Genomic DNA, 25,573 nt, shown 5'->3' with positions numbered 1-25,573 from the left:
GAATTTGATATAGTTAGGAAGGGCTTTACTGATGAATACACACTCTATCTGTAAGAAGCCGAAGTTTTAGAGGATCAACAAAATCACATCATACTATTGATTATTCTGAACTAATGAACCAGTAGCTCGCATCAGAATAAATTTCATGCGGTGGTAAGTTAAGGTTATCCATTTTCAGTAATTTTCTATTCGATAGATTTGCCCTTTGAATGCTGTCGCCATTGTATTCGTAAAATTCCCGGTCAAAAGAGCCATCTCGCTTCATTTTGTGTAGACCGTAATGAATTCGCTCAGCAATTCTTTTTGTCTTGGGTGAAACAAAGAAAAAGTTGGGTAAGGGGAGATCAAGTATGATGCTAGGTTCAATCATAATATTTGGATACTGTTTCGATTTATCATCAAACTCGACAAAAATTTCGTTCATACCACGTATAAAGTAGTCGAATCGCTTTGCTTCTAACATTCCAAACAAACCGTTGTAATCTGACCCAGTCACGATGTTAAACCTACCGTCTAACTTCAAAGCCTTGGTAATGGACCACTGCGTCCCCACTCCCGCACGAAGTTTGGTTAAATCGCCAAGGCTGTTCACCTTAGCAAATTTTAGCTGGTCATCTTTATGGATTAAAAAAATACGATAACCGAGTAAACCTTTGGACACAGGAAAATAGACCGGAATCGCTTTTTCTTCCCACTCTGGGCGAGTAGGCGCTATATGGACATTAAACTTTTCTCCTTTAATCAGCTCTTTCAGCACTCGATTTCTTTTGCCTGACCATTTGGTGACAATAAGCTTGTAGTCACCATATTTATCTTTGCTCGCTTCTAAAGAAAGCTTCAATATGTGAAAGGGATATGCATATCTTTTATCACCGTCGTCCCATATCTTGGGCCATTTAACAACATCTATTTCTGTAGCCTGCACCTCACCTACAGAGTAAACGATTAAAAGTACCCACCACATCAGCGCTAACTTCACTTTCAAATATCTCAATTTGGTAACAAATACGCTAATTATAGTTGATAGTTATCACAGCGAAGTGTTTTACTCGAAGCATTTAGTAAACAGCACTATCTTTGATAGTGTGTATAGACTACCTAAATTCTCACTATATGAATTCGCTAATTTCATATATAAGCTTCATTTTTTGGGCAGCTATGTGTTCTTTATTTGTATTAACATCCTTTCGAACAAGACTACTCAATATAGCACGAAGAAAGTTTTCGACCTTGCGATAGAAGGTTGTCTCCCTCCAAGAGAACACCACTTTATGAGCAAGTGAACTTAAAAGCTTGTGACCCATTAGCTTGACACTATTCTCCAAATAGAATTAAGTAGCTGAAGCTAGGCTAATCGGATAAGTTTTATTTGGGGAAACACTTGTTAATTAAAGGCGAGTTTTAAATAGCAGCTGTGAAGAAAAAGGCAGGAGCTGTTTTAGCGCCCCTACCTCTTTAGGTTCCATACAAACAAAAGCCGATCAAACTTAAATGGACTCCGCCAACAAGAGTTTTATATTTAATTCAACCGGTTGACGTCACAATCCACAAAGCTGTTCGACGACAGTAATCGAGGCCGTACACACATCAATTCTCTATGAGTAAATAAGGTTTATCATACTCAGAAAAAGTTATATTTTTGATTTTCTGAGTCCGACCTATTGCAATTCCAACTCGCTGACAATCTGCATGAGTTAACTTCGATATTATTTGTAGATTATTTAATATTCTAGTCGGAGTTATTGAGACTTCTTTTTCATTTGATTTGAAAAATAGTTCTTCAGCGGAGAATCCAAAGAGGTAAAAGTCTTCATTTTTTTCACTTGGTAGATTCTTTTTATAAAAAGAATCTACTTTATTGTTGCATGCCAGATAGTCACCAATAAATACCCCCAAAGTGATCAGTTCACTTTTATTTATAGACATAATAATATTTTCATCTATTGGGTATTTAAAAGAAATAACAATGGTATGCCTGGTACCAACCAACTGTAATATTGCACTGTCTGATAATAACGATGCGATTTTGTACATTCTAGATAACACCTAAAATAAGTCTAGATTTAGCTAGCAATTCATTTCCTTCATCTTCAATTTTTGAATCAGATGACAAAGATGTGCCAACTTGAGTATATGTAGACTCACTATCGTGAAAGATGCACCTAATTAATAGAGATTGACGAGATGAATGCCTAGATATATATCCAATACTACCGCCATAAAAACCTCGCTCCTCAGTAGAAATCACCTCTAATGCTTTGTTTAGTGGGGTACCAGTAACTGTAGGCGGATGCGAAAATGCGCAAATAATATCTTTTATTTTAATATCAGGTTTTAATTTACCGGTGATTGTGGATGACGTATGATAAACATTACTATATTCTTCTATTGACTTATAGCTATCGATATGATGACTATTACATATCGTTTTAATTTTACTTATATCCTCTAATCTAGATTTAGACAAATCCGAATCTTCTTTTGAGCTATTAACTAGGTTTATTAAATTATTGATGTTAGTTTTATTGTCATCAGCTACTTTCTCTGCGGTACCACAAGTGGATTTCAATGTAATATTTCCTCTATTAATATTGAAATTTTCACATGGAGAAGAACCAGCAAAAGATATTTTTTTATGTTCTAAGTAAAATTGATTTCTTGATGGATTTTTAAAATATAAATCTTTAAATATATCAAGAATTGTTTTTTCTGTATTTATTTTTATTCGAGCTGATGGGTTTACCATCATCAAATCCGGTGTGTTTCGTAATAGTTCCATATTTTTATCAAGGAAACCTAAATCGAAATCTCCATAAGTTCCTGACTTATATCTATTTACGTTTTCAGGACCGAATTCTTGATAAATTGTTTTTGGTATATAAAAAACAGCCAACAACTCATTATTTTTAGGTTTTTCTTTATAAAACTCTGAAGAAAATGCACCATATAATTTAGTATTTTCATCTTCTTCAAGCAAGTTAATTGTTCTTTCTAAAACTTCAAAATAACACTCTATATGAGAACGGAAATTTTTTACTTTTAACAGCTCACCGGTCATGGAAAATTCAGTACGTACTAATTCAGACGTACTGTTTATTGAAATACAATCCGAATAACATTCAATACATGCATAATATGAATCAAAGCATGTTACGACTGGAAATTGTGACGCATTATCAGCATAAATAAAAATTGGAGATATACAGATCGAACTTTTATCTTGCAAGACTGTCTTTATCTTTGTCACTGTTCAATCCTTATTTTTCTTGAACTATAAGCCAAGTCGGTTTTATTAGTATCCTTCAATATTAAATAGCTTATAGGTCTAATTAATATTAGGTCTAAAGCTATCTTTATTGACATACTTGAAAGAACAAGCTTAAAAATAACAGATAACGGCTCATTGTAGAATGCGATAGGGAAAATAATCATTACGCACACAAACTCAGATAGTATTGTCGATATTAACGATGAGACATAATAGTTAGTGTATTTTAAAGTTAACAATGTCAATCTATTAAAAATATAGTTATTTAGTAACATAGAGAGTGGCATGCCAATTAGAAACGCCATGGATCCTACAACTTGTAGCTGCGATATTGATGCGTACGCTTGAGATAAATGACTACTGTTAACATCAATATGGGTAGACAAGTAAGTTGACCATGAAAAAATAAGTTCTATTAAAACTCCTGCAAATACCAGATTATTAGAATATCGAACATTTTTAACCACTGTCGTAATATTTAAAATCAAATATGTTAATGGAATTGGGATGGTGCCTGCTGATACTAGAAACCCATTAAAATCCCATATTTTGTGCGATAATAAATTTGATAGGCATAGACTAATAAAATATAGTCCAATAGTTAATAAAAATAGAAAGCCATCCTCACTTTTATCTGTAATTCTGTTAGTTACTTTATTAGAGATCATCGATTTCACCTACGATATAATAGATCGTGTTTTCACATTTAACCTGTGATAAACATATTTTATGATTTTTGTTATTGATATAAGAAAATGCATTGTAATTGCTTGATGTCGATACTAGCAATATTGGGTTTAATTCATCTTTCGCTTTTATTATTTCTTTTTTTAATATTGCAAATTGCGCTCCGTTTAATAAACTTGTTGGACATGATAAGAAGTTTTTCCAGCGGGATGGCGTATATTTTTTATAATCAAATCCCTTTTTTATATCATTAATGTCCAAAATAGGGAGAAAAGTGTGTTTGGAATCACTATTGATGAAACCATCTCGATGGTCAATTAAACTTAATGGAATATCTAAAGCGAAAAATATTTTGTATAAATTATTGAATTGACAAGTTCGTGTTTTATCATTGATAAGTTTATGCAGCGTTGGTTGTTTAATGCCAGATAAATCAGCTAATTTTTGTTCAGTTAAGCCTTTTTGTTTTAGCCTATCTTTTATAATCCATTGATAATGTGATATCAACAAATTATCATTCATGAACTGATTATTTTCTAGCTTATTTATCATTATTCAATACTATCATGGCAAATAGCGAACTATACAAAAAAACTTCATTACGAACAATGCTAAACCTTATATTTCATTATAAAATTAAATAAACAGATATCAGATATCACCGGTCCAAGTGATAATGTGCATGAGTTACTTAAAATGTGGATAATTTAATAACAACCCATTGAAGATTTAATAACAACTTATTGAAAACCAATAATTGTAAATTGCAGTAGAACATTGCAGCGAAGTTGCAATTGGAGGCGCTTGTGTCAAAGGACCGCGCCCACACAGCCAAACTTTGTGGGTGTCTTTTCTCCCAAAATTTCAGCCCAGAGAAATTGGCGTTTGCGTAACCATTCAAGCAAAGAGTGTGATCAAGAAAAACATTAATCAATGTGCTTACAGTTGAATAACATCTTAAAGTTATGTAGACTCCTCCATTATGACTTGAGTCATACGATGTGAACTCAAGTCATAATGGAGAAAATAGATTGTCCCAATCCTAAGTTAGTTTGAAATGAGAGGAATACGGTTTTCTTTTGATACAGCTATTGATGAGGAATATCATCGGAAAATCCTGGCTTGATAAGAGATAGATTAGTTCTTGCTTTCCGAGCTTTAGTTTGACTGGTAAACCGATATGAGTATACAAATTTCAGAAGAACACATTGATGATGCAACCCTGAACCTTATTAGGTAAAACCCATAGACGATAGAACTGTTTTCTCTAAAAAGGTATTAGCAGACGGCTAAGGTGACGGATTCAATGTCGCTGTTATTAAGCATTCAACGAGACAAGCTTTATTTATTAATACTAATGGATGATGCTAAAAATAAAAGAACAATCAATATGATATCAAAGTTTTTATGGTTCCTTGTTATCGAACTGTTCGCTTATTTATTAGGCTATGAACTTTTATCTATAGAGAGTTTATAGCGCAGTATTTTTATTTAAGAATGCTGTACATAGCCAACAAACATTATACCCGCCTCTTCAATTGGGTAGTCGCTAAATTAAGCGTTGCCCCACTTAATTTCTGTGGGGCTATTTTTATATAGTAAATTTTTTGGTTTTAAAATTTATTAAATCTCTTAGTGAGGTTAGTTTAAAATGAAATTTTAATAATAGAGCCAACTATAAATATATTTTATTTTTGCATTCAATATAACCTATACCTTCTTATATATGTATTTTTAGTGCTCCATTAATACTATGGGTATACTAGTTCTCTAGTATGTTTTAAATTAAAACCTTAGATAGAAATACCTATTAAAGTTGTTGACCTATATAAGAACTATGTTTATTGTATATTTGTTCTTAAGAAATTTTATTGTGCTTTACATTGTATCAGTTATTACATGTCTCCATATAGATTAATTTCTTAGAATAAATTTCTCATCCTTTTTGATATTTTGGGATGAGTTACCACATAGCCAACTAACTTTATGCTCGCCTCTTCACAATATCTTTGAGCATTGCGATTGTTCGCCCACATTAGTGGGCATTTTTTCATAGCCGTCCATTTAATTCGGTTGTATGGAGGCAGTATGTATAAGCCTAGTCTTACATATTCTTTAGGTGTTGATGGGCTCTGTTGCAAGGTTTCTCAAGCAGTAGAGTTTCCTGTCTTCCTACCGGTTAAAATGTAAATTCACTTTCATTCATGCGCACTTCTACCAAAAGGGCGCGACTATACAGCCAGAAGTTCAATTGCTTTTTTCAACAGATTCTCACCACTTCAAATCTTTTCATGGTGCTGTATGCCGTCTTCATGGATTGAAAACCTCGAACAGGAAGAATGAGGCGCTTGAGTTTACCATGATCTAATTTTATTCGATTATTCAAATAGTTGATGTATCGTTGCTTGATGTAATTTTCACTGGCTCCATCCATCCTTAAATCGACGGCGGAAGGTGAGTAAACTTTATCGTCATCCGTATTCAAAGTTTTGGGATAACTGGTCAACAAAATTTAATATGCAACAATAGACAACATGAGCAAAACGTTATAGTCTTGGTCCCACAGTGGTATTTGGAGAGTTCCTAGTATCAATAGCTACACAAGTCTACATAAAAAATTACATGACTTGTGAATGAACACGCTCTGGGTTGTGAAGAGGCGACAGGGCGAAAGTTAGTTGGCTGTGCAGTAATCCATGAAAGACTATATGTATTACGCTAAGAACTCTCCAAATTACCCCCTTCTCCTGTAACTTAAATATACACCTCTTCGCTGAAATCTACTTCATTGCTTTACTTACAACGTATTGAGCACTTATAAATCTCGATCAACTAATTGATCATCTCTCGAGGAGTTTTGCTGGGAATTGGTACAGAATGAAGGTGTTTAAAGTGCTATCTTCTTTTGATACCGGATAGGGTGATGTTTGCAAACATTGTTGCTAAAATCAACTTAGAAAATTTAACATCATCAATGTCGTTAAAAGCATAAATTAAATTTTTAACAACAATCAAAAGGGTGGAAGCTCCAGCCACATCCCGGCACACAAGTCACACGCTGCGGCTGCTTCCTTCCGGACCTGACCGAGTTCACGAGCTATTGTTGCGGGAGGACCAGAGCCTCCATAGATTTGGTTTCAAAAGCGTAACCCGCTTAAGAAGTGGAATGGATTATCAGGGATACACACAATCAAATCAAGACTAAAGAGCGGAATTTTCTTAATATAGTGTGCAACTGGCTAGCAATTGCACAAACTGAAAGGATTTATTGCTATAGCTCTTCATTTTCTTCTTCTGCTCGTAAAATATAATCGGTCATCCAAGCAGTTGCGAGAAGACAAAACCAAACTACAAATACAGGGCTAGGCACATCAATATCTGGCACAACAACCAAAGACGCAAATGCGATTACAGGTAAAACCCAGCAAAGTAGTTCATTCCACCCTTCAAATTTTGGTTTCATAAAGCTTTCCATTGACGCAATCATCGCAATAAAGGCTATCGAGGCGACAGCAGCGAAACTCAATCCTGCTACCCATAAAGGAAGAATGAGCAACAAAGACCACCAACGCGTTTGCCTTGTTGGCTTCCAATTGTTTGCGGCCCACCAGATCGCGACAACAGATAACGTTTGAATAGCGGTCATCATAGCGCTACCAGATAACTTTCCAGAGGACTGCGTAACCATTAAGCCAATTTGCAAGGTGACAACAATAAGAGCGGCGGTCCACACAACACCAATGCTGCTTCTTTTGGAAAAAATAACCATCAGTAAAGGCATAATAATCCATACCGCTACTGACACTGATGCCGGTTGACTAGGTAGAGTAAACCCATACGCTATCATTCCAGAAATAAGAACAATGTTGACGACTTTACGTTCAGATACTGCCCATAACGCAGGAATTAACATTGCCAACACTGGGACGTCGCCTTCCCCTAAAGTGATAGCTCTCGCGCAAACAATAGCGAGAAATGTTGTTATCAAAAACTGAAACATCGATAATACCATGCCCTCTCCTTAGACCTTTCCTTGGTGACTTTTGAATTAGGACATTTTTAGTATGGACCAATTTTTACAGCAGATCATGGTTGTGATCTCTCAAATTCCTCAAGGGAAAGTAACAACTTACGGAGAAGTTGCTCGTATGGCAGGCTATCCGGGCTATGCTCGCCACGTTGGACGGGCACTAAGTAATTTACCTAAAGACACCAAATTGCCTTGGTTTCGAGTAATAAATAGCCAAGGAAAAATCTCTTTGACGGGTGATTGTGCAAGCCGCCAAAAGAGAATGCTTGAAAGCGAAGATATTAAAGTGAGTGAAGGAGGAAAAATTCAATTACGCCTTTATCGTTGGCAGCCTTAAATTCCACCACTACTTCTCAACAACTGAAAATTGGTCACAAATCGAGTATTTTTTTCTCCAATAAGTGTGAGGATGTCGTATCTTTTAGTAAGGCTTTTATATAAAAAGACGATAAAGATGACTCAGTTAGCGAATGAATCCGAACCCGATACTACACAAGAAGCTGAATCGAATGCTGAACAAAATCAAGCAGAAACGTCGTCAGCAAAGGCAGAGCCCAAAGAGACAACCTCGATAAAAGGTGAAGATGCTCTAGCGCTTGTTTCTCCGCTCAGTGACTTAGCATTTTATGTTGCAGCACCAAATCAAAAGCCTCTAAAATGCCGTTCTAAATATATAGGTATGCATTCACACAATTATGTATTGTTTGAAACTCCTGAAATTACACAAGAGCAATTTCAACTGTATTTTCAGAAGGGCTACCCAATTAAAGCTTGCGCGCTTTCTCAAAAAGGCGAAGGTGCAAGAATTTACTTTAGAAGCAAACTCGAGTTCATCATGCCAATTGAAGGCTCTGGCAAAAGCATCGTGTTTGTCGCATTACCTCGCACTGCAGACGCTGTATTTGGCTTACGAGCCGAAGCTCGACTGGAAATTTCCATTCCTGGCATTATCAATCCAGAAGATGATAAGCATGCTTGTGAAATTCGCGATTTCTCAGCGAGTGGTTGCCAAGTAGTAATTGATATCGAAGGCAATAATTACAAGCTTGGTGACACTATTGACGTTAAGCTTGACGGTGAAGATGAGAAAGAAACCATCTTGCATGGCACAATCAAAAATAAAAAACGCAGCAACCACTATTGGAAATATGGTGTGCAGTTTAGTGAAGAGAGTAGTGAAACGTCCACTGAACTATTGAACCGCCTATCATTCGATGAAAGCCTTAGTCGGTATCAGCTATAACATACACAGCGATAGTCAAAGGCCTATACACCAAAGGAGCACCCAGCTCCTTTGGTGCATAGGGAAGTACATTAACTAAAGTGGAAGCTTGAATTAACAGTCACCGAGTGTAAATCAGTTTCTTTCATATCGTACAGATTGTAACCGAGCCCAATAGAAAACCGTTGGCTGAAATGGTATTCGGCCCCAAGCCCGTACATTGGAGCTGCATGATTTTCGGTATATCCATTTGCACCAGTGACTTTATAGTCGTCAATACCAAAGCGTGCATACAAGTTGTATGCTCCAACATCAATATTAGGGCGAATCGCAAGGTATCGAGCTCTAACTTTTAGCTGTTGGTTTGTATTGTCATAACTTGAGTCGTCAAATTTTCCATTAAACTGATAGCCTGCCTCTACACCAATATTCTGTGTCAAACTGGTTCCTAGATGAAATCCATATGTTGCCGAAGAGTCATTGCCCAAGTTTGCCACACCAATTTGGGAGCCCCCATAAAACTTAGAATCAGCACTAGCGGCTGCCGAAACTGAAAGCAATGTTATTGCGATTAGGGCTTTTTTCATTATTAACCTTCTTTGCTCAAAAAGATAAACTGCCCGCATATTGGCGAGTAGAATCAAAAAGAAGGTATTGTATGAACGGTTGCGCTGAAGCTCTAGGGTGATAAGCACCCATTAAATGTCAACTATGTCAATAGCTTGTCATCATAGAGTAAATGAACACCTCACACACCAATTACATATTGATAGTGTGAATACAGGTAATTTAATAAAACTCATAGTGTAGACTAAGCATAAAATTGTCTACGACAGGAACAAATTCGTTTGTATTGTCTGCGTTAACCGACTTATCTCCAAAGTAATGCGTTACCGATGCTTGAAAACTTAACGCTTCACCAAAGTTATATCGCACCCCTACACCTAGCAGAGGTTTAAACGCTCCATCGTCTGTTTTGGTGTTGTTACTCTCGTCGGTGACATCTGACATCATATAAGCCGCCCCTGCTTTACCAAACATACTCCAGATATCGTCAATTCGATAGTAAGCCTTACCTGCTAGATCAACTGAGGAGCCACGGACTTTGTATTCGTCGGTGTTAGTATACTGAAAAGTTGCCTCACCGAAATTGGTATAACCAATTTCTAAGCCTGCATTTAGATTCATGCTCATAGGTTGGGAGTACCCCACAGCAATGCGACTCGAAAGGTGTGATTCAGTGGTATTGTTAAACCCAGTGTGAGGTATAGTTTGAACAGCACTACCCAGCCCACCTTCAAAATACAAAGTTTCAGCAAAAGCAGAGCTTGAGGCTGCACCAAAAATGACGGTAGTTAAACAGGTTAATTTTGTCACCTTGTTAACGAGACTCCAACGATTCATCATGGCATCACTTACAAACAAAAATTAATCAAGCGATTGTATAGCATATGCTCAGCTTTGCAACAGTGTAGAAAAACACTACAGCTGTCTAACCACACACCCGGCGATAAAAATATTTTTCACAAAACTTTTCATCCATTTGTCTAACAAGCATTGCGATGATAGAAACTAGGACAATTGAGAACACTAATCTTCCCCAAAAAACGGCATAAAAGTCAGCACCGATCATGAGAATCAACAATGTATCTTCAATCAAACTATGCAGTAGATTTAACAACATCACAGCGGTAAAAACATCTCTAGGTGGAATATGACCTTTTTGGGCCTCATTAATCAGCAAGCCTCCACCAAAAGATATACCTAGTGTCACTCCGATAATGGTTAAATTTGTCGCTTCCTTGCTAATCCCTAAGATTCTAAACAGAGGGCGTAGTAGTATCGCCATCAACTTCTCGATCCCGATCAATTTGAGAACTTTGAGCACAAACAACAATAAAGAAACGATGACGACAATCATAAACAAGCTTTCTACTTGGCCCACCATCCAATCAAGCCAGTGTGGATCGGTAATAGCGTCAGGTTGCCAAAGCACAACTGACGGCTGATCCAAATAGCCACCAGATTGGTAAATTAAATGAAGTATCCAGCCAAATAGAAGACTTCCACCCACTCTAAGCAAAATCGTACTCCACCAGCTGACACCGGCCTTTTTCGCAATCGCGCCTTCAATCGGTATTGAATGAGCAAGTAACATCATACTCCCAATAATCGAAGCCTGAGCAACGGTAAGAGGTATACCAAGGTTAAGCAGGACTGCAACACCAGCATAATTGTTGGTGAGTAATGTTGTTGCCCAGACAATACCCATTTCACTAGGTAAACCAACTAGTCCCATTACCGGACTTAAAGCATGACTGAGTGCATCAATACCACCGACTTCTTCAATCAGCTTCATCAAGATGATCACAGGAATCATGATTTTAAATAGGGTCACTGTGACTTCTAAGATTTCTTTTCTTAGCTCTATGAAAAATTTTTTTATTCGTATCACTGCAACGCTCCTAAAAACTGACTAAATCCTGACCAAAATTCTATCGCACTCCTAGCTTTCTAAATTTCTTTATTGGGATAAATTAATAGCTAGTATTTCTTTTTATACTTATATTGAGAAATATATATTCAACAAAATATCAATATAAGAAATTATGCAACTTGACCGATTAGATATAGCAATCTTAAAACTACTGCAAAAAAATAATCGTATTGCCAATATCGAGCTCGCCGACTCAGTAGGTTTGTCGGCCCCTGCTTGCTTAAAACGGGTTAAGCGCTTGAGAGAAGAGAATATAATCGTTGGCGACGTGTCTATATTGAACCCTGAACTAGCAGGCAATACTATGACAATGATTGTTTCTGTAGAAATGGAAAGAGACCGAGCAGACATTTATCAGCGCTTTAGACAATCAATGGATGAAGCGCCCGAAGTCACCCAATGTTATCAAGTCTCTGGAAATTACGATTTTTTGCTGATTGTCTGCGTGAAAGACATACAAGCGTATGAACACTTTGTAGAGCGAGTACTGCACACTCAACTTAATATAAGAAAGTTCCATACGTCGGTTTCTTTGAGGACAGTGAAGTTTTCGACTGAAATAGACTTAATGTAGTTACTCGGATAAGCAAAGTCGGCATGAAGCGCTAAACACCCTTAGGCCTATTCAAAATATGGTCTTCCCAATCCACAACATCTATTTCATAAACAACCTTATTACGCACACTTTCTCCTGCTGTATGCATAGCAGATTTTGAACCGGTGATCAGTGGATGCCAATTTGGTAGCGGTTTATTTTCGGCTAGAAGTCGGTAGGCACAGGTATCTGGAAGCCAGTTGAATTCGGGAATAGTTTCGCGGGTGAGTTTTAAACACTCTTCCCCAGAGTCAAAGCGATTTGGATAGTCTTTGCAAGAACAGGTTTTACTGTTGAGCCAACTGCAGGCAACGTTGGTGTAATACAACTCATCCGTATCCTCATCAACAAGCTTATGCAGGCAGCACTTTCCACAGCCATCGCAAAGAGATTCCCACTCTTGCTCATTCATCTGCTCTAATGACTTCGACTGCCAAAATGGTACGCTCATATATCTCGCTTCTTCGAATAGTATAATTTCGCCTGGCTTTATAACTCTCAACGAGTAAAAGTGCAAGTCATGCCTTCCAAGATAAGTTTACGTCTTGTACTAGTTTTTGCTACTATCCGCATCTTTTAGATAAATGAGAAAAGTAATGGATTGTCGCCTTGGTTGCGGAGCATGCTGTATAGCTCCAAGCATCTCTAGCCCCATTCCTGGAATGCCAGATGGCAAGCCAGCAGGTGAGCGCTGCGTACAATTGAATGAAGAGAATTTGTGCAATCTATTTGGAAAACCAGAAAGACCGAAAGTCTGCCTTAGCTTTAAACCATGTGCGGATATTTGTGGGAATACAAATGAAAGTGCGCTCGAAACACTGCTAGAGTTAGAATCGGTGACTCAAGAAAACGAATAAGTTTTCTAATGTCACCGAGTAAAAGCTTTAAAGTTTTTGGCGACCTAGCAAAGAATGCGAAAGCGTTGTGCCATCGACTAACTCTAGCTCTCCTCCAACCGGAACACCGTGAGCAATCCGAGAAGCACTCACTTCATGAGCCTTACACAAATCGGCAATATAATAAGCCGTAGCCTCCCCCTCAACTGTGGGATTGGTCGCCAATATCACTTCAGAGATATCCCCTCGCCCTAAACGATAGTCAAGCACATCGAGACCAATATCACTCGGCCCTATCCCATCGAGAGGAGAAAGGTGCCCCATAAGCACGAAGTATCGACCAGAATATTGACCTGTTGCTTCTACAGCCGCAATATCTGCTGGGCTTTCGACAACGCAAATTTGACCGTTTTCCTGCCTTTTGGGATTATCGCAAATATGACAGATCTCTTGCTCAGTGAATGTTCGACATTCTGAACAGTGACCTATTTCTGTCATTGCTTGATTCAATGCTTCGGCCAGCTGCAAGCCGCCTTTTCTGTCTCGTTGCAATAAATGAAAGGCCATACGCTGCGCCGACTTAGGGCCAACCCCAGGTAAGCAACGTAAGGCCTCCATTAACTGCTCCAGCATATGACTGGTACGCATTAATTAGATACTTTTTGCAAAAGTCTTAGAAAGGCATTTTCATGCCAGGTGGTAGTTGCATTCCACCGGTTACTGATGCCATTTTCTCTTTTTGAGTTTCTTCTACGCGACGAGCCGCATCGTTAAATGCTGCTGCGATAAGATCTTCAAGCATTTCCTTGTCATCTTCCATCAAGCTTTCATCAATCTCAACACGACGAACACTGTGGCTGCCAGTAATGGTGACTTTTACAAGTCCAGCTCCAGACTCACCTGTCACTTCCATATTCGCGATTTCTTCTTGAAGCTTTTGCATTTGCTCTTGCATTTGCTGGGCTTGCTTCATTAGATTGCCCATGCCACCTTTACCAAACATGCTTATCTCTCTGATTTAATGGTTACGTCCTGTTTATGGGGTAGAAAACCGAAATTTTCAACCCCACAAATTATTTAGATAGGTCTAATACTATCTGTATCAATATCTGCCACAAAGCGAGTCTTTAAAAATTGAACATTCTCGTCACTCTCTAAACTTTGCATTGCAGACTTCAATTTCTGCTGATAAATATCTTCTCGCAGCTCGAAAGGTGTTACCCCTTGAGCACCTACTTCGATACTCAATTGCAGATTTTCACCTGTCACTGTGCTAATTGCGTCAAGCAACTCTAGTTTAGCCTTGTCCGTATTTAGGTGAGCTTGGCTACTCCGCAATGAGAGCTCTATCTGGTTCCCCGCTCTTCTATACGACGAGTTCAACGCTAGTTGTTCCACTAACTTAGAAGTATTTAGCTTACTGACTAGCGCCGCCCATTCATCTTTTTCAACCGCTTCACGAACGAGCTTTTCCATCATTTCGGGCGTCTTTACATGCTCTAACGCAGACTTGATCTGAGTTGGCGTCAGCTCTTTCTTGTCAGTTTCTACAGGTTGCTGAGTAGGCTTCCATTGATACGGCTCAATAGGGACTTCTTTCTCTACTGTCTGCTGTTTAGTTGACACTTGCGACGCCATAGAAGTTCCATCGTGTTTTTGTGCGACTCGTTGTAAAACTGAGTCGGCTGTCGCTAGTGCCGCTTTAGGCTTTTTTCCGCTATCACCGTTATTACGCTCACTAGAGCTTAACCCTTTACGCTTCGATCTCAGTTGATGCCTTAAACCACCTATCCCTGAAATTTTGCCTGACTTATCAGCGTCAACCCGGCTTATTTCTGCTGGTTCTGGACTTTGAACCGTTTCTTCTTGCTGATATTGGTCATAACTCGACACAGGTTCATAAGACTCTGGAATATACTCTGCTTGCTGAGGGGCAATATCTTGATAGCTACTCACAGAGGGCTGAATTTCAGACGGCCCCGCAGTGCTAGGTGATGACTGTTGGCCTTCTGAAGTCGTTCGTTTAGGCGGCTCTGCTGCCAATTGAGAGGGTGTCACACTGGAGTGTGGGGCTACCTCTGTGCTGATCACATTGGTAACCGCTACTGTTGCTGGGCGAAATGCCATCATTCTTAAGATGATCATTTCTACCCCTGCTCTTTCAGTCGGCGAAAGAGCTAAGTCATCACGGCCTTTTAACGCAATTTGGTAGAAAAGCTGCACGTCTTGTGGGTTTAACGCTCTACTTAACAACTCTATTTTTTCTGCGTCTGGTTGGGAAGAATCTAGAGTAGATGGCAGAGCCTGATACATAGCTACTCGGTGTAGTTGAGCAGACAATTGCTGCAACAGCCCATCCCAGTCAACACCATTTTCAGCAAACAGCTGAATTTGATCCATTGCAGCTTGGGGCTGCTTACTGCCAACTGCTTCCAGTAAATGGATAGCTTGATCGGTATCCAAAGTCCCAAGCATATCAGCGACTAAACCAGAATTAACTTGCCCATTTCCAAGAGCTATAGCTTGATCAGTTAAGCTAAGCGCGTCCCGCATACTGCCATCTGCAGCATGAGACAGAAGCCCTAGTGCCCTTTGTTCAAAGGGTATCGATTCGCTACCTAAAATCGATTCCAGTTGCGAATGGATATTGTCAACGCTGATAGGCTTTAGGTGGAACTGTAAGCAGCGAGATAGGATAGTAACTGGCAATTTTTGTGGATCAGTCGTCGCTAGCAAAAACTTCACGTATTCCGGCGGCTCTTCTAATGTTTTAAGCAAAGCATTAAAACTGTGCCTAGAGAGCATGTGTACTTCGTCAATAAGGTAAACTTTGAACCTGCCACGAGCGGGTTTGTATTGGACGTTATCAAGCAAGTCCCGAGTATCTTCCACTTTGGTGCGTGAAGCCGCATCGATTTCCAATAAATCAACAAAGCGACCTTGGTCGATCTCTTTACAGGTATCACACTGTCCGCATGGAGTCGCTGTTATACCAGTCTCGCAATTAAGCCCTTTAGCTAGCAGCCGGCCTATCGTGGTTTTCCCGACACCACGTGTACCACTAAATAAATAAGCGTGATGCAAGCGATTGTGCGCCAACGCATTTTCTAGTGCTGTTAAAACATGCGACTGACCTACCACTTGCTCAAATGTAGTCGGCCGCCATTTTCGTGCTAGTGCAAGATAACTCATGAACGCTTCCAATTCACTTTGATCAATGACCTTCAAACTCACAAATACTAAAAACGTCGAGCCCTAAAGCTTCTATACGTTTGTCACCACCAAGTTCTGGCAGGTTTATAACAAATGCTGCATGTTCGACTGTACCACCTAATTGACGAATCAATTTAACCGTTGCCTCAATCGTTCCACCTGTCGCCAACAAGTCATCGACAACGAGAACTTTATCGCCTTCATTGATAGAGTCAGTGTGGATTTGCAATTCATCTGTGCCGTATTCTAGTTCGTAACTTTGCGAAATAGTCTTTCTTGGCAATTTGCCTGGCTTACGTACTGGAACAAATCCGACACCAAGTTCAAGGGCGAGTGGCGCACCAAATAAGAAGCCGCGAGCTTCAGTGCCTACAACTTTGGTAAAGCCTAAATCTTTAAATTTTTCAACAAACAGTTGGATAGTCTCGCGGTACGCTGTTGCGTCTTCCAACAAGCTGGTCACATCTCGAAAAAGAATGCCTGGCTTCGGATAATCTGGAACGCTTTTGATGCTCGATTTGATTAAAGAAATATTGTCAGTTGTCATAATGCTGCGATGTCCACTCTAAAAGGGTAATGCTAGTGATTTTCGCGCTTGTGCGCAACAAACTCAAGTGTTGGTAGCGTCATAAACCAGCAAATCAACAGTAGGTAAATCAATATAAGAATGATTTTCAACCAAACAATGGAAACAAGCCAAATAGACAGCATAAATGAAAATGTAATCAGCATTGCTCCCCGCCTTTTAGTGGAACGGCTCACTGCTCTATTTTTATTCCAATTGTCTACTATCGGGCCGAGCACAGAGTGCTCATGCAACCACTGTTGAAATCTAATGCTTCCTCGCATAAAGCAGGCACTTGCTAGCAGTATAAAAGGCGTCGTCGGTAGTATTGGCAATGCCATACCAATGACACCCACGACCAGAAAGAAAAACCCTAAACAGTTGAAAACAATTTTTCTCACTATATTTGTTTCATCCATGAAAAAGGAGCCAATTAAACATTGTTAAATTGGCTCCTTACCTAAGTAAAGCTTTTTATGCACTTGCAGCTTGATGAAGATCCATACTAAAGCTACTCGAACCCAGTCGATTTAACGATAATTGCCCTGCACTATTAATAGGTAAATCCATCACGATAAAGTTTTTAACGCAATTCTCGCCTAGCAGGGTGCCGGCGGTAATATGCTGGGAAACGTAACCATTCGACCATTGTGCATCAAGACCAGCTGGTAATACAGAGATTGTTCCTTCGGCAAGATCAGCGATACCGAATAACGCTTTAACAGGGCTCGCACAATCTGAACAGTCAATACCTTTTTCAAGCAAATAGGCCATATCTTTCAAATCAGCGTTAAAGCTTTTTAAATTTCGTAAATAGTCATGGAACAACGCCCGAACGAGCAATGTCGTGGCCGCTCCATGTCCATCATGGTTGTCAGAATCAACCAAATAAAACGCCAATTGTCCATTCATCAGCCACGCATAATCAAATACCATCGGCATAGTATCCGTAGACTGAAGCAAACGATAGCTGCACTTCCAAGCCCCTTGAGAGGTATCTTTATCAGGTAACAATGCGTGCAATAGATCTCGCGCTGCACTTGGGTTTTGCTGGAGAAAATCCAAGTGCCAATGCAGCTCTTGTTCTTCTGGCATATCTCCGGCGTCTACTCTAAACCATTGACTGGAAAAGTCTCGCTGATCCGCGATGTGATTAAATGTATCATCGAGAGTATTTTCTATAGCAGCAGTTAAGTGCTGATGGTTACCGATAGGTTTTGGTAGAAAGTCTTTAATGCCAAATCTTAGAGCTTTTGCTACATCCGACATATCTTCTGTTGCAGATACAACAATCATAGGGAGTGATGGGTATTCTAAGCTCACCTCTTCAGCAAACTCGATACCATCTAGCACTGGCATTGCAATATCACATAAAATCAGGTCAGGTTCTGCGGTACGCAGTTTCTGAAGTCCATCTAGGCCATTTTCTGCTTCCATTACTTCGTAACCCTGAGCAGTTAAGTAACCGCTCGTAACTCGACGAAATATAGGGTCATCATCGACCAGCATTATAAGCTTTTGATTTTCCGAAGTCTTAACCGAGTCCACAGTAGCCATATTATGAGTTCCATACATAAGCTTACGCCTCTAGCATCTCATTTAATGTAAATTTATTATGGTTTTAATTTTTTTAGAGCACTCATTTAAAAGTAGCTGTGAAATTCGATTTATACAAATATTCCACTTTTCTCAAGAGTGACATACTATATGTACGGGATGTAGAGAAGTTATATTATTATAGCTACTTAAAGTGACTCACGCGTTGAGTTCTGATATACATATAAATTATGTCAATTTGCAATGAAATGTGTCTGAAAAAATGAAATTAGATGATCTGAACTTATTTAGGCTGGTTGTGGAGAACGGTAGTTATACCGCGACGTCCAGAAAAACAATGATTCCGGTAGCTACTATCACGCGGCGAGTTCAGGCTTTGGAAGATTCTTTAAACCTAAGACTACTAAATCGTCATGCGCGCAAATTATCGTTAACTGAAGCAGGTGAACGCTTTTTTCAAGAGTGCTCCCCACTTCTACAACGCCTATCTGTCACAGCAGAAGAGCTTACCGATGAGTGCCGAGGAGCAGCAGGTAAAATTAAAATATCAGCACCATCAAACCTGACGAAGCGCACCATGATGCCAATGTTTAATGAATTTATGAGGCAATACCCAGACATCAATATCGAACTTACAACTAGTAATCATGCAGATCAGTTAGACCCTACCGAGTGGGACGTTATTTTCCGTGTCGGCCCACAACGTGACTCGAGTTTGATTGCAAGAAAAATCAGTGAAGTCAAAGATATATTAGTTGCAAGCCCAGATTATTTGGCCAACAGCCCTGTACCAAAACATGCTGAAGACTTAGCGTCACATTCTCTGCTTAAAGGCCACCCACTAATTAAATGGCAACTCACAAACAGCTCTGGAGAAACCATCGTCAACAATGACAAGGGCCGCTTTCAAGCCAATACATTAGACGTTGTTCGCATTGCCTGTACTGAAGGTCTTGGCATCACCTTAATGCCAGATGTCATGCTGAAAGAGCACATAGAAGCAGGTACGTTGGTGCGTGTTTTAGATGATTGGAGTGCAAACCCACGTGACATTTATATGCTGTACAACCACAAAGACCACCTACCTGAAAAAGTACGACTTTTCATAGACTTTGTAATTGCATACAAGATTCATTAATTGACAGAAAAATAACAGAAGGCCCGATTATTTCATCGGGCCTTTCTTTTTTATAATCATTAAACTTTTTAATATATGCGCAAAGTATCACATAAATTCTACAAATTTACTCAAATCCCTTTCTGGCACCTTCATCGCAGTGCAACCCGGAGTACCAAGATACAAAAAGCCGACGATTTCATCGTCACCCTGTAGATCAAAAGCTTTATGAACTTCCGGGTGGAACATCCACTCCCCAGAGCGCCAATAGCCCTGAAACCCCTGTGCGCACGCCGCCATCTGCATCGCTTGTACCGCACAGCCAGCAGATAAATACTGTTCCAGTGCCGGAACCTTATCGTGTTGCTTTACTTTTGCGATGACTGTAATGACCATTGGCGCACGAAAAGGAGCATTTTTTAATTTCTCAACAATGGCTGCCTCTTTATTCTCAGACTGAGCCGCACTAACCAATATATCAGACAATTTCTGCAGCCCTTCCCCTTGAGAAATAACAAACTTCCAAGGGGTCAACCCTGCGTGATCCGGAGCACGTAAGCCCGCTTTTATTATATTTTCGAGAGCTTCACCTTCTGGAGCAGGGGCTGTTAATTTAGCGATTGAGCGACGGTTTAAAAGCAGTTCTAACGCTTCCATCTCTTATCCTTATTTATTGTTATTCCCTCAACTCAGTGTTGAAAAAAGCGAGGGCTATTTTGAGCCTGAAGGAATAGTATCGCCGAAAAGCAGAGAATCCAACTTCTAATCCCCTTCAAACATTCGTCGCCTAGCATTTGTCAGGTGAACTCTCATCGCTTGTTCTGCTGCACTTGAGTTAGAAGATTGAATCGCATCCACTATGGCTTCATGTTCTCGCTGAACGGTATCCCGTCTCCCCGTTGCCGAGCATAGAGATAGAGAGCGTGTTAGATTCATTCCCTGCTTTACGTTATCTTGCAGCGACTTTAATACATTGACGTAATAATCATTGTTGGTTGCTTCAGCAACCGCAAAATGGAATTGAAAGTCATCATCTGTGGCAAGGTGGTTACTTTTATTGGCTGATGAAATTGCATGAAGAGCCTGCACAATTTTTTCCAGCTGTGCCTCTGTTCGCCTCTCTGCAGCAAGTTCCGCAGCACCACTTTCAATATGAATGCGGAATTCAAAGCACCGCTGAATGCCCGATATACTTGAGATTGAGGTAAAATCGAGAACCATACTATCCGGCTTTTTTACAACGTAGTTTCCCGAGCCTCTTTTGGAAACCACCAGCCCATCTTCTTTAAGCCGATTTAAGGCTTCTCGTATCACTGTTCGAGAAACCTCAAACTGCATGCAAAGTTGAGCTTCTGTTGGTAACTTGCTGTTTACGTCATAGCTATCAATAATCTGGCTCAAAATGCGCTCATAAACTACCGATGCTAAAGACTGTTTAGGTGTTGAAGCTCTTGCTTCTATTGCATTTTTCCACATTTGAATTAGATGTATTTCCGTATCCAATCTAGGCCATCTTGTGTAGAGGCCTTCGGCTTATACTCACAGCCAACCCACCCTTGATACCCTATTGCGTTAAGGTGAGTAAATAAGAAATCGAAGTTGATTTCTCCGGTTCCGGGCTCATGTCGACCAGGGTTATCCGCTAATTGGATATGGCCAATATTTGATAAGCTTTGTTGCATAGTGCGGGCAAGATCGCCCTCCATGATTTGCATATGATAAATATCGTATTGGAGCTTTAAGTTGTGATGACCAACTTCTTTAATAATCCGCTTTGCTTGCTGACTAGAACAAACAAAGTATCCCGGAATATCAAGGGTATTAATGGCTTCAAATACAAACTCAATGCCTGCACCTTCTAGTTTTTCTGCCGCAAAGCGTAAGTTAGACACCAAAGTTTCATTTGCTTGCTCATCCGTCACATCGTCTGGTTTTATACCTGCTAAACAATTCACTTTTTTGCACGACAAAGCGTTAGCGTACTTAATTGCTAAATCCACACCCTGTTTAAACTCTTCTATTCGATCAGGATGACACGCGATACCCCGTTCACCCCTACCCCAACTACCAGCGGGCAAATTAAATAGTACTTGAGTCAAACCATGCTGCTTTAGTTGCTTTGAAATCTCTGTTTCTGAATAGTCATACGGAAAAAGGTATTCAACGCCTTGAAAGCCGGCTTCTGCGGCTGCAGAGAAGCGTTGCATGAAGTCGTACTCCGTAAAAAGCATCGATAAGTTAGCTGCAAATTTAAACATGTTTCTTCCTAGGTTCTCTAATCAAGAAATTAAGGCGAGTTTTCATTTGCTCGCCTTAAGATATCACTTTACGGCTTATTTTAATTTTTCAATAGTCACATTGGCTAAACGCTCGTAGTAAAGAGCAAGTGCTGAATGGTCATTTTGGCCTTTACCGTCAGTCCGTAATGCATGCATCATTTCCATTACATTGGCCGTAAGTGGAAGGTTCGCTCCTACTGAATGAGAAGTGTCTAAAGCGTTAGCTAAATCTTTAATATGTAAATCTATACGAAATCCAGGTTCGAAATTACGATTCAATATCATTGGTGCCTTCGCTTCAAGAACCGTACTACCAGCCAAACCACCTCGAATCGCTTCAAAGACTAACTCTGGATCAACCCCAGCTTTTGTGGCCAGTGAGAAAGCTTCCGACATTGCTGCGATATTTAACGCTACGATAACTTGGTTCGCCAGCTTGGTAACATTTCCCGCGCCAATTTTACCCGTGTAAACCACGGAACCAGCCATGGCTTTCATCACGTCATAATACTTGTCGAATAACGCTTTTTCACCACCTACCATTACAGACAAAGTGCCGTCAATCGCTTTTGGCTCACCACCACTAACAGGGGCGTCAATTAGGTTAATGCCTTTTTCGGCTAACGCTTTTTCAATCTCTTGACTCGCGATTGGGTTGATTGAGCTCATGTCGATGACGGTTGTTCCTGCCTTAGCTCCTTCTATAATGCTGTTTTCACCTAACGCCGCTGTTTTGACATGAGGCGAATTAGGCAGCATGGTAATGATTACTTCACACTGCTCTGCGACATTCTTTGCGCTCAAGCCAACCTCTGCACCCCCGTTTGCCAGCTCCGCCAATACCTCTTGGTTGAAATCGTAAACCACAAGCTCATAACCTGCTTTCAACAAGTTCTTGCTCATTGGCTTACCCATGATACCTAAACCGATAAAGCCTATTTTCATGTTCACTCCTTACTTAGTATTGCTATCGACGCTCAATGCATCCCTAGCCTAGTTATTTGTTGTTTATAAATGTATTTGCAAGTGCTTGTGTGGCATTTCGAAATAGCCCAACATCTGCACCCACAGCGACAAAAGTTGCTCCCCAAGAGACATAACGCCGTGCATCTTGCTCAGAACCAGTGAGAATTCCACATGGCTTGCCATATTCTGTTGCAGTATCAAATACATATTTGATGGCCTGTTGTACTTCAGCGTGATTAATATCACCTAAATAGCCAAGCGAAGCAGCAAGATCGCTTGGGCCGACAAAAACGCAATCAACACCATCAACAGATAGAATATCGGCTAGGTTATCTAACCCACTTTGATTCTCTATCTGGACAACAACACTGATATTTTCGTTAGCGGATTGGAAATAGTTTTCAACCGAAGCGTAACCGTTGCTCCGATGTGCGAGAGAGACACCACGAACACCTTGTGGGGGGTAGCGAGTCGCCGATACCGCTTTTATCGCATCTTCTTTAGACTCAACAAATGGCACTAGAATATTGTAAAACCCCATATCCAGAACTCGCTTAATCATTACAGGATCGATGGAAGATACCCTAACAAACGGAGTACTACAGCTATCTTTTAATGCCATAAGCTGAGGGATAAGAGTCAACTCGTCATTAGGGGCATGCTCGGCATCAAGCAAGATCCAATCAAACCCAGCCAAACCTAAAATCTCAGTCGTGATAGCATCGCCAATACTGCTCCAACAGCCGAAAAGTTGATTTCCATTACGTAGTTTTTGTCGAAACCTATTTGGGTATTGAGCTTCGTTCATATTCGAATCCTCATTTCCTTAAAGCTCATCAAGAGAAATTCAGTTTATTACCGCCATTTTGTATTACAATAATAAAATACAAATAAAGACTAATTTTGAGAAGACAATCAAACATCCAACAAGAAGTATGGAATTATTGCTAATTATCATTAAATTACTGTAAATCTCGCTTAGTAACGACGAGTATAAAAGGTTCGATACGGTTTAAAAAAGCCCTAAAACACCAATTTTGTATGATAATTAAAGCCGATTTTCACTGTATACATACCTAGCTTTCAAGCTATTTCAGCGACTAGCTTTGTCTCTAAGTGGGTTTAGCTCTCGATAAACGGATAAGTCGAATTATTTGAAATGTCAGGGTTAGGAAACAAAAAGTGATTTAGACAAATATACACAACTTAGTGTCGATTAATTTTGCAGCGTACTGGCAAGCAAAACTCAAACACAGGGACTAATGATGAAAATAACCAATGCAGATATATTTGTTGGTGGACCCGGAAAAAATTATGTCACGTTAAAAATCATGACGGACGAAGGCATATACGGGCTCGGTGATGCAACTCTTAACAATCGAGAGTTGCTGCCTGCAGAGTACCTAAAGGAGTACCTCATTCCTTGCTTGATCGGCAGAGATCCAAGAAATAGTGAAGATATTTGGCAATATTTTTATCGCGGAGCGTATTTTCGCCGAGGTCCTATCTCTATGGCTGCATTTGGAGCGATAGATATGGCGTTGTGGGATATCAAAGGCAAAATTGCTGGATTGCCACTTTATCAGCTGTTTGGAGGCAAAAGTCGAGAAAAGGCCATGTTATATGCCCATGCGACTGGCAAAGATATAGAAGACCTAAAAGACTCTGTCTCTTATTACTTAGAACAAGGATATCAAGCCGTTCGAGTTCAATGTGGCGTGCCAGATATGCCTAAAGGTGGCTATGGAATTAGTAACCAAAAAGGCGATACGAAAAACTTTATTACAGATTTTAGCGGTGCGAAACCTAAAGAAGAGTGTTGGGATACTGGCAAATATATGCGCTACATGCCTGACGCGTTGGGGGAAATACGCAACGTTGTCGGCCCAGATATAAAAATATTGCACGATGCGCATAGCAGATTACTGCCCCGTGAAGCGGCTGAGTTTGCGAAAAATGTAGAGCAGTACCAACTGTATTGGCTAGAAGACCCAACCTCTGCTGAAGATCAAGATTCACTAAACATGTTGCGTCAACACTCAACCACACCCATTGCGATTGGTGAAGTTTTCAACTCCATTTATGATTGCAACAAGCTAATTCAAAGCAACTTGATAGACTTTATACGAGTGTCAGCCACTTACGCTGGGGGTATTACGTCAACTAAGCGGATCGTCGATCTGGCGAGCCTACACAATGTTCGAACAGGATTTCACGGTGCGCCAAGTCACTCGCCAATTTCAATGGCCGCTCAAGCACATATTAATGCATGGGCGCCTAATTTTGGCATTCAGGAATACTTAGTCTTAGGAACTGAAGAATGTGATGCGCTGTTCCCATCAGAGCACAAAGCAGAGAAAGGCTTTTTCTATGTGAGCGATGCACCTGGCTTAGGCGTCGACTTCGATGAAAATGAAGCAAAACGTTATGAGTTTAAAAAAGGCTACCACCCTGTTGTTCGCCTGGAAGATGGGACAGTCTGGAATTACTAACGATGGGGTTATATGTCATTGACTTTGTGCATACATATCGGTAAATTGCCGCCACTGTTATAGAGTTTAAAACGTACTCTATCACTACCCGGGCTTTATGAAAATTAATGTCCGACGGGACAATTTTTGGGACCCATCCAGTTAGGATGGGTCTTGTTCGTATTTCCAGCCTAAAAATTAGTCAGTTAACCTGACTTAGGCGTTTTTTGGGCTTATGCTTGAAAATAATGTACGGACTCAATAGTCCCG

The 25,573-nt window shown here is 40.0% G+C and carries 28 protein-coding genes and 1 other RNA gene; 6 read left to right on the top strand and 23 right to left on the bottom strand.

From position 1 onward, the window contains the following. Positions 1-100: 100 nt before the first annotated feature. The 8 genes from ACM2FC_RS06990 to ACM2FC_RS06955 form a co-directional block, all read right to left on the bottom strand. Entirely contained in the window at positions 101-985 is an 885-nt protein-coding gene (locus tag ACM2FC_RS06990) for a transporter substrate-binding domain-containing protein (RefSeq protein WP_498480172.1), read from the bottom strand. 602 nt (positions 986-1,587) lie between these two features. Continuing rightward, positions 1,588-2,034: a hypothetical protein gene (locus ACM2FC_RS06985; RefSeq protein WP_498480171.1), complete on the bottom strand. Its 447-nt coding sequence runs from the start codon at positions 2,032-2,034 to the stop codon at positions 1,588-1,590. Between the two features lies 1 nt (position 2,035). Next, positions 2,036-3,058, bottom strand: a complete 1,023-nt coding sequence (locus ACM2FC_RS06980) for a chorismate-binding protein (RefSeq protein WP_498480170.1) — start codon at positions 3,056-3,058, stop codon at positions 2,036-2,038. A 185-nt stretch (positions 3,059-3,243) separates the two neighbouring features. Continuing rightward, complete coding sequence (locus ACM2FC_RS06975; RefSeq protein WP_498480169.1) at positions 3,244-3,936, bottom strand: VUT family protein; 693 nt, start codon at positions 3,934-3,936, stop codon at positions 3,244-3,246. Beyond that, the gene (locus ACM2FC_RS06970; RefSeq protein WP_498480168.1) at positions 3,926-4,507 is read right to left on the bottom strand and encodes a helix-turn-helix domain-containing protein; all 582 of its coding nucleotides are present in this window, start codon (positions 4,505-4,507) and stop codon (positions 3,926-3,928) included. Before ACM2FC_RS06970 ends, ACM2FC_RS06975 begins: the two co-directional genes overlap by 11 nt. Before the next feature lie 1,708 nt (positions 4,508-6,215). Further along, complete coding sequence (locus tag ACM2FC_RS06965; protein ID WP_498480412.1) at positions 6,216-6,440, bottom strand: DDE-type integrase/transposase/recombinase; 225 nt, start codon at positions 6,438-6,440, stop codon at positions 6,216-6,218. A gap of 538 nt (positions 6,441-6,978) precedes the next feature. Next, an RNA gene (gene ffs, locus ACM2FC_RS06960) (signal recognition particle sRNA small type) lies at positions 6,979-7,075 on the bottom strand. A gap of 151 nt (positions 7,076-7,226) precedes the next feature. Next, on the bottom strand, positions 7,227-7,967 hold the full coding sequence (locus ACM2FC_RS06955; RefSeq protein ID WP_498480167.1) for a VP0952 family biofilm-associated protein: 741 nt from the start codon (positions 7,965-7,967) through the stop codon (positions 7,227-7,229). 52 nt (positions 7,968-8,019) lie between these two features. On the opposite strand from ACM2FC_RS06955, the gene ACM2FC_RS06950 reads away from it, so the two are divergent. Then, positions 8,020-8,322 carry an MGMT family protein gene (locus tag ACM2FC_RS06950; RefSeq protein ID WP_498480165.1) on the top strand — a complete coding sequence of 101 codons (303 nt, stop codon included), beginning with the start codon at positions 8,020-8,022 and terminating at the stop codon, positions 8,320-8,322. Between the two features lie 117 nt (positions 8,323-8,439). Continuing rightward, positions 8,440-9,228: a PilZ domain-containing protein gene (locus ACM2FC_RS06945; protein ID WP_498480164.1), complete on the top strand. Its 789-nt coding sequence runs from the start codon at positions 8,440-8,442 to the stop codon at positions 9,226-9,228. A gap of 71 nt (positions 9,229-9,299) precedes the next feature. On the opposite strand, the gene ACM2FC_RS06940 is transcribed toward ACM2FC_RS06945, so the two are convergent. The 3 genes from ACM2FC_RS06940 to ACM2FC_RS06930 all read right to left on the bottom strand — a co-directional run bounded on the left by ACM2FC_RS06940 (position 9,300) and on the right by ACM2FC_RS06930 (position 11,662). Then, on the bottom strand, positions 9,300-9,794 hold the full coding sequence (locus ACM2FC_RS06940) for a porin family protein (RefSeq protein ID WP_498480163.1): 495 nt from the start codon (positions 9,792-9,794) through the stop codon (positions 9,300-9,302). A gap of 202 nt (positions 9,795-9,996) precedes the next feature. Further along, positions 9,997-10,614, bottom strand: a complete 618-nt coding sequence (locus tag ACM2FC_RS06935; RefSeq protein WP_498480162.1) for an outer membrane protein — start codon at positions 10,612-10,614, stop codon at positions 9,997-9,999. An 85-nt stretch (positions 10,615-10,699) separates the two neighbouring features. Continuing rightward, positions 10,700-11,662 (bottom strand): hypothetical protein, encoded by a 963-nt coding sequence (locus ACM2FC_RS06930; protein WP_498480161.1) that lies wholly within the window; start codon positions 11,660-11,662, stop codon positions 10,700-10,702. 154 nt (positions 11,663-11,816) lie between these two features. On the opposite strand from ACM2FC_RS06930, the gene ACM2FC_RS06925 reads away from it, so the two are divergent. Next, on the top strand, positions 11,817-12,278 hold the full coding sequence (locus ACM2FC_RS06925) for an Lrp/AsnC family transcriptional regulator (RefSeq protein WP_498480160.1): 462 nt from the start codon (positions 11,817-11,819) through the stop codon (positions 12,276-12,278). A gap of 31 nt (positions 12,279-12,309) precedes the next feature. Here the strand turns inward: ACM2FC_RS06925 and ACM2FC_RS06920 are convergent, their stop codons facing one another. Next, positions 12,310-12,750 carry a YcgN family cysteine cluster protein gene (locus ACM2FC_RS06920; protein ID WP_498480159.1) on the bottom strand — a complete coding sequence of 147 codons (441 nt, stop codon included), beginning with the start codon at positions 12,748-12,750 and terminating at the stop codon, positions 12,310-12,312. 145 nt (positions 12,751-12,895) lie between these two features. On the opposite strand from ACM2FC_RS06920, the gene ACM2FC_RS06915 reads away from it, so the two are divergent. Further along, positions 12,896-13,156 carry a YkgJ family cysteine cluster protein gene (locus tag ACM2FC_RS06915; RefSeq protein ID WP_498480158.1) on the top strand — a complete coding sequence of 87 codons (261 nt, stop codon included), beginning with the start codon at positions 12,896-12,898 and terminating at the stop codon, positions 13,154-13,156. A gap of 27 nt (positions 13,157-13,183) precedes the next feature. Here ACM2FC_RS06915 and recR read toward each other — a convergent pair whose 3' ends face one another. The 6 genes from recR to ACM2FC_RS06885 form a co-directional block, all read right to left on the bottom strand. Then, positions 13,184-13,783: a recombination mediator RecR gene (recR, locus tag ACM2FC_RS06910; RefSeq protein WP_498480157.1), complete on the bottom strand. Its 600-nt coding sequence runs from the start codon at positions 13,781-13,783 to the stop codon at positions 13,184-13,186. A 25-nt stretch (positions 13,784-13,808) separates the two neighbouring features. Then, positions 13,809-14,138 carry a YbaB/EbfC family nucleoid-associated protein gene (locus ACM2FC_RS06905; protein ID WP_498480156.1) on the bottom strand — a complete coding sequence of 110 codons (330 nt, stop codon included), beginning with the start codon at positions 14,136-14,138 and terminating at the stop codon, positions 13,809-13,811. 74 nt (positions 14,139-14,212) lie between these two features. Next, positions 14,213-16,327: a DNA polymerase III subunit gamma/tau gene (gene dnaX / locus ACM2FC_RS06900; RefSeq protein WP_498480155.1), complete on the bottom strand. Its 2,115-nt coding sequence runs from the start codon at positions 16,325-16,327 to the stop codon at positions 14,213-14,215. Positions 16,328-16,349: 22 nt separating this feature from the next. Further along, entirely contained in the window at positions 16,350-16,895 is a 546-nt protein-coding gene (gene apt / locus ACM2FC_RS06895) for an adenine phosphoribosyltransferase (RefSeq protein ID WP_498480154.1), read from the bottom strand. A gap of 32 nt (positions 16,896-16,927) precedes the next feature. Continuing rightward, positions 16,928-17,332 (bottom strand): YbaN family protein, encoded by a 405-nt coding sequence (locus tag ACM2FC_RS06890; protein WP_498480152.1) that lies wholly within the window; start codon positions 17,330-17,332, stop codon positions 16,928-16,930. A 55-nt stretch (positions 17,333-17,387) separates the two neighbouring features. Further along, on the bottom strand, positions 17,388-18,488 hold the full coding sequence (locus tag ACM2FC_RS06885) for a response regulator (RefSeq protein ID WP_498480151.1): 1,101 nt from the start codon (positions 18,486-18,488) through the stop codon (positions 17,388-17,390). A gap of 244 nt (positions 18,489-18,732) precedes the next feature. On the opposite strand from ACM2FC_RS06885, the gene ACM2FC_RS06880 reads away from it, so the two are divergent. Then, positions 18,733-19,608, top strand: coding sequence for a LysR family transcriptional regulator (locus tag ACM2FC_RS06880; protein WP_498480150.1), 876 nt, complete (start codon positions 18,733-18,735; stop codon positions 19,606-19,608). A gap of 87 nt (positions 19,609-19,695) precedes the next feature. Here the strand turns inward: ACM2FC_RS06880 and ACM2FC_RS06875 are convergent, their stop codons facing one another. The 5 genes from ACM2FC_RS06875 to garL form a co-directional block, all read right to left on the bottom strand. Further along, positions 19,696-20,244, bottom strand: a complete 549-nt coding sequence (locus ACM2FC_RS06875; protein ID WP_498480149.1) for an NAD(P)H nitroreductase — start codon at positions 20,242-20,244, stop codon at positions 19,696-19,698. A gap of 105 nt (positions 20,245-20,349) precedes the next feature. After that, complete coding sequence (locus ACM2FC_RS06870) at positions 20,350-21,090, bottom strand: FadR/GntR family transcriptional regulator (protein WP_498480148.1); 741 nt, start codon at positions 21,088-21,090, stop codon at positions 20,350-20,352. Then, positions 21,069-21,845, bottom strand: a complete 777-nt coding sequence (hyi, locus tag ACM2FC_RS06865; RefSeq protein WP_498480147.1) for a hydroxypyruvate isomerase — start codon at positions 21,843-21,845, stop codon at positions 21,069-21,071. Before hyi ends, ACM2FC_RS06870 begins: the two co-directional genes overlap by 22 nt. Positions 21,846-21,920: 75 nt before the next feature. Then, complete coding sequence (gene garR / locus ACM2FC_RS06860) at positions 21,921-22,811, bottom strand: 2-hydroxy-3-oxopropionate reductase (protein ID WP_498480146.1); 891 nt, start codon at positions 22,809-22,811, stop codon at positions 21,921-21,923. 52 nt (positions 22,812-22,863) lie between these two features. Further along, positions 22,864-23,640: a 2-dehydro-3-deoxyglucarate aldolase gene (gene garL, locus ACM2FC_RS06855; RefSeq protein ID WP_498480145.1), complete on the bottom strand. Its 777-nt coding sequence runs from the start codon at positions 23,638-23,640 to the stop codon at positions 22,864-22,866. Between the two features lie 457 nt (positions 23,641-24,097). On the opposite strand from garL, the gene manD reads away from it, so the two are divergent. Then, positions 24,098-25,324: a D-mannonate dehydratase ManD gene (manD, locus tag ACM2FC_RS06850; protein WP_498480144.1), complete on the top strand. Its 1,227-nt coding sequence runs from the start codon at positions 24,098-24,100 to the stop codon at positions 25,322-25,324. Positions 25,325-25,573: the final 249 nt, after the last annotated feature.

The organism is Vibrio sp. A37, assembly GCF_059777565.1.
The sequence above is the reverse complement of the archived record's forward strand: the minus strand, read 5'-3'. Positions and strand labels throughout refer to the sequence as shown.

Excerpts from the sequence above, each read along its gene's own strand:
- ACM2FC_RS06985 (WP_498480171.1), bottom strand. The coding sequence starts at position 2,034 with ATGTACAAAATCGCATCGTTATTATCAGACAGTGCAATATTACAGTTG.
- ACM2FC_RS06980 (WP_498480170.1), bottom strand. The coding sequence starts at position 3,058 with ATGACCGGTGAGCTGTTAAAAGTAAAAAATTTCCGTTCTCATATAGAG.
- ACM2FC_RS06975 (WP_498480169.1), bottom strand. The coding sequence starts at position 3,936 with ATGATCTCTAATAAAGTAACTAACAGAATTACAGATAAAAGTGAGGAT.
- ACM2FC_RS06970 (WP_498480168.1), bottom strand. The coding sequence starts at position 4,507 with ATGATAAATAAGCTAGAAAATAATCAGTTCATGAATGATAATTTGTTG.
- ACM2FC_RS06955 (WP_498480167.1), bottom strand. The coding sequence starts at position 7,967 with ATGGTATTATCGATGTTTCAGTTTTTGATAACAACATTTCTCGCTATT.
- ACM2FC_RS06950 (WP_498480165.1), top strand. The coding sequence starts at position 8,020 with ATGGACCAATTTTTACAGCAGATCATGGTTGTGATCTCTCAAATTCCT.
- ACM2FC_RS06945 (WP_498480164.1), top strand. The coding sequence starts at position 8,440 with ATGACTCAGTTAGCGAATGAATCCGAACCCGATACTACACAAGAAGCT.
- ACM2FC_RS06940 (WP_498480163.1), bottom strand. The coding sequence starts at position 9,794 with ATGAAAAAAGCCCTAATCGCAATAACATTGCTTTCAGTTTCGGCAGCC.
- ACM2FC_RS06935 (WP_498480162.1), bottom strand. The coding sequence starts at position 10,614 with ATGATGAATCGTTGGAGTCTCGTTAACAAGGTGACAAAATTAACCTGT.
- ACM2FC_RS06925 (WP_498480160.1), top strand. The coding sequence starts at position 11,817 with ATGCAACTTGACCGATTAGATATAGCAATCTTAAAACTACTGCAAAAA.
- ACM2FC_RS06920 (WP_498480159.1), bottom strand. The coding sequence starts at position 12,750 with ATGAGCGTACCATTTTGGCAGTCGAAGTCATTAGAGCAGATGAATGAG.
- ACM2FC_RS06915 (WP_498480158.1), top strand. The coding sequence starts at position 12,896 with ATGGATTGTCGCCTTGGTTGCGGAGCATGCTGTATAGCTCCAAGCATC.
- recR (WP_498480157.1), bottom strand. The coding sequence starts at position 13,783 with ATGCGTACCAGTCATATGCTGGAGCAGTTAATGGAGGCCTTACGTTGC.
- ACM2FC_RS06905 (WP_498480156.1), bottom strand. The coding sequence starts at position 14,138 with ATGTTTGGTAAAGGTGGCATGGGCAATCTAATGAAGCAAGCCCAGCAA.
- dnaX (WP_498480155.1), bottom strand. The coding sequence starts at position 16,327 with ATGAGTTATCTTGCACTAGCACGAAAATGGCGGCCGACTACATTTGAG.
- apt (WP_498480154.1), bottom strand. The coding sequence starts at position 16,895 with ATGACAACTGACAATATTTCTTTAATCAAATCGAGCATCAAAAGCGTT.
- ACM2FC_RS06890 (WP_498480152.1), bottom strand. The coding sequence starts at position 17,332 with ATGGATGAAACAAATATAGTGAGAAAAATTGTTTTCAACTGTTTAGGG.
- ACM2FC_RS06885 (WP_498480151.1), bottom strand. The coding sequence starts at position 18,488 with ATGTATGGAACTCATAATATGGCTACTGTGGACTCGGTTAAGACTTCG.
- ACM2FC_RS06880 (WP_498480150.1), top strand. The coding sequence starts at position 18,733 with ATGAAATTAGATGATCTGAACTTATTTAGGCTGGTTGTGGAGAACGGT.
- ACM2FC_RS06875 (WP_498480149.1), bottom strand. The coding sequence starts at position 20,244 with ATGGAAGCGTTAGAACTGCTTTTAAACCGTCGCTCAATCGCTAAATTA.
- hyi (WP_498480147.1), bottom strand. The coding sequence starts at position 21,845 with ATGTTTAAATTTGCAGCTAACTTATCGATGCTTTTTACGGAGTACGAC.
- garR (WP_498480146.1), bottom strand. The coding sequence starts at position 22,811 with ATGAAAATAGGCTTTATCGGTTTAGGTATCATGGGTAAGCCAATGAGC.
- garL (WP_498480145.1), bottom strand. The coding sequence starts at position 23,640 with ATGAACGAAGCTCAATACCCAAATAGGTTTCGACAAAAACTACGTAAT.
- manD (WP_498480144.1), top strand. The coding sequence starts at position 24,098 with ATGAAAATAACCAATGCAGATATATTTGTTGGTGGACCCGGAAAAAAT.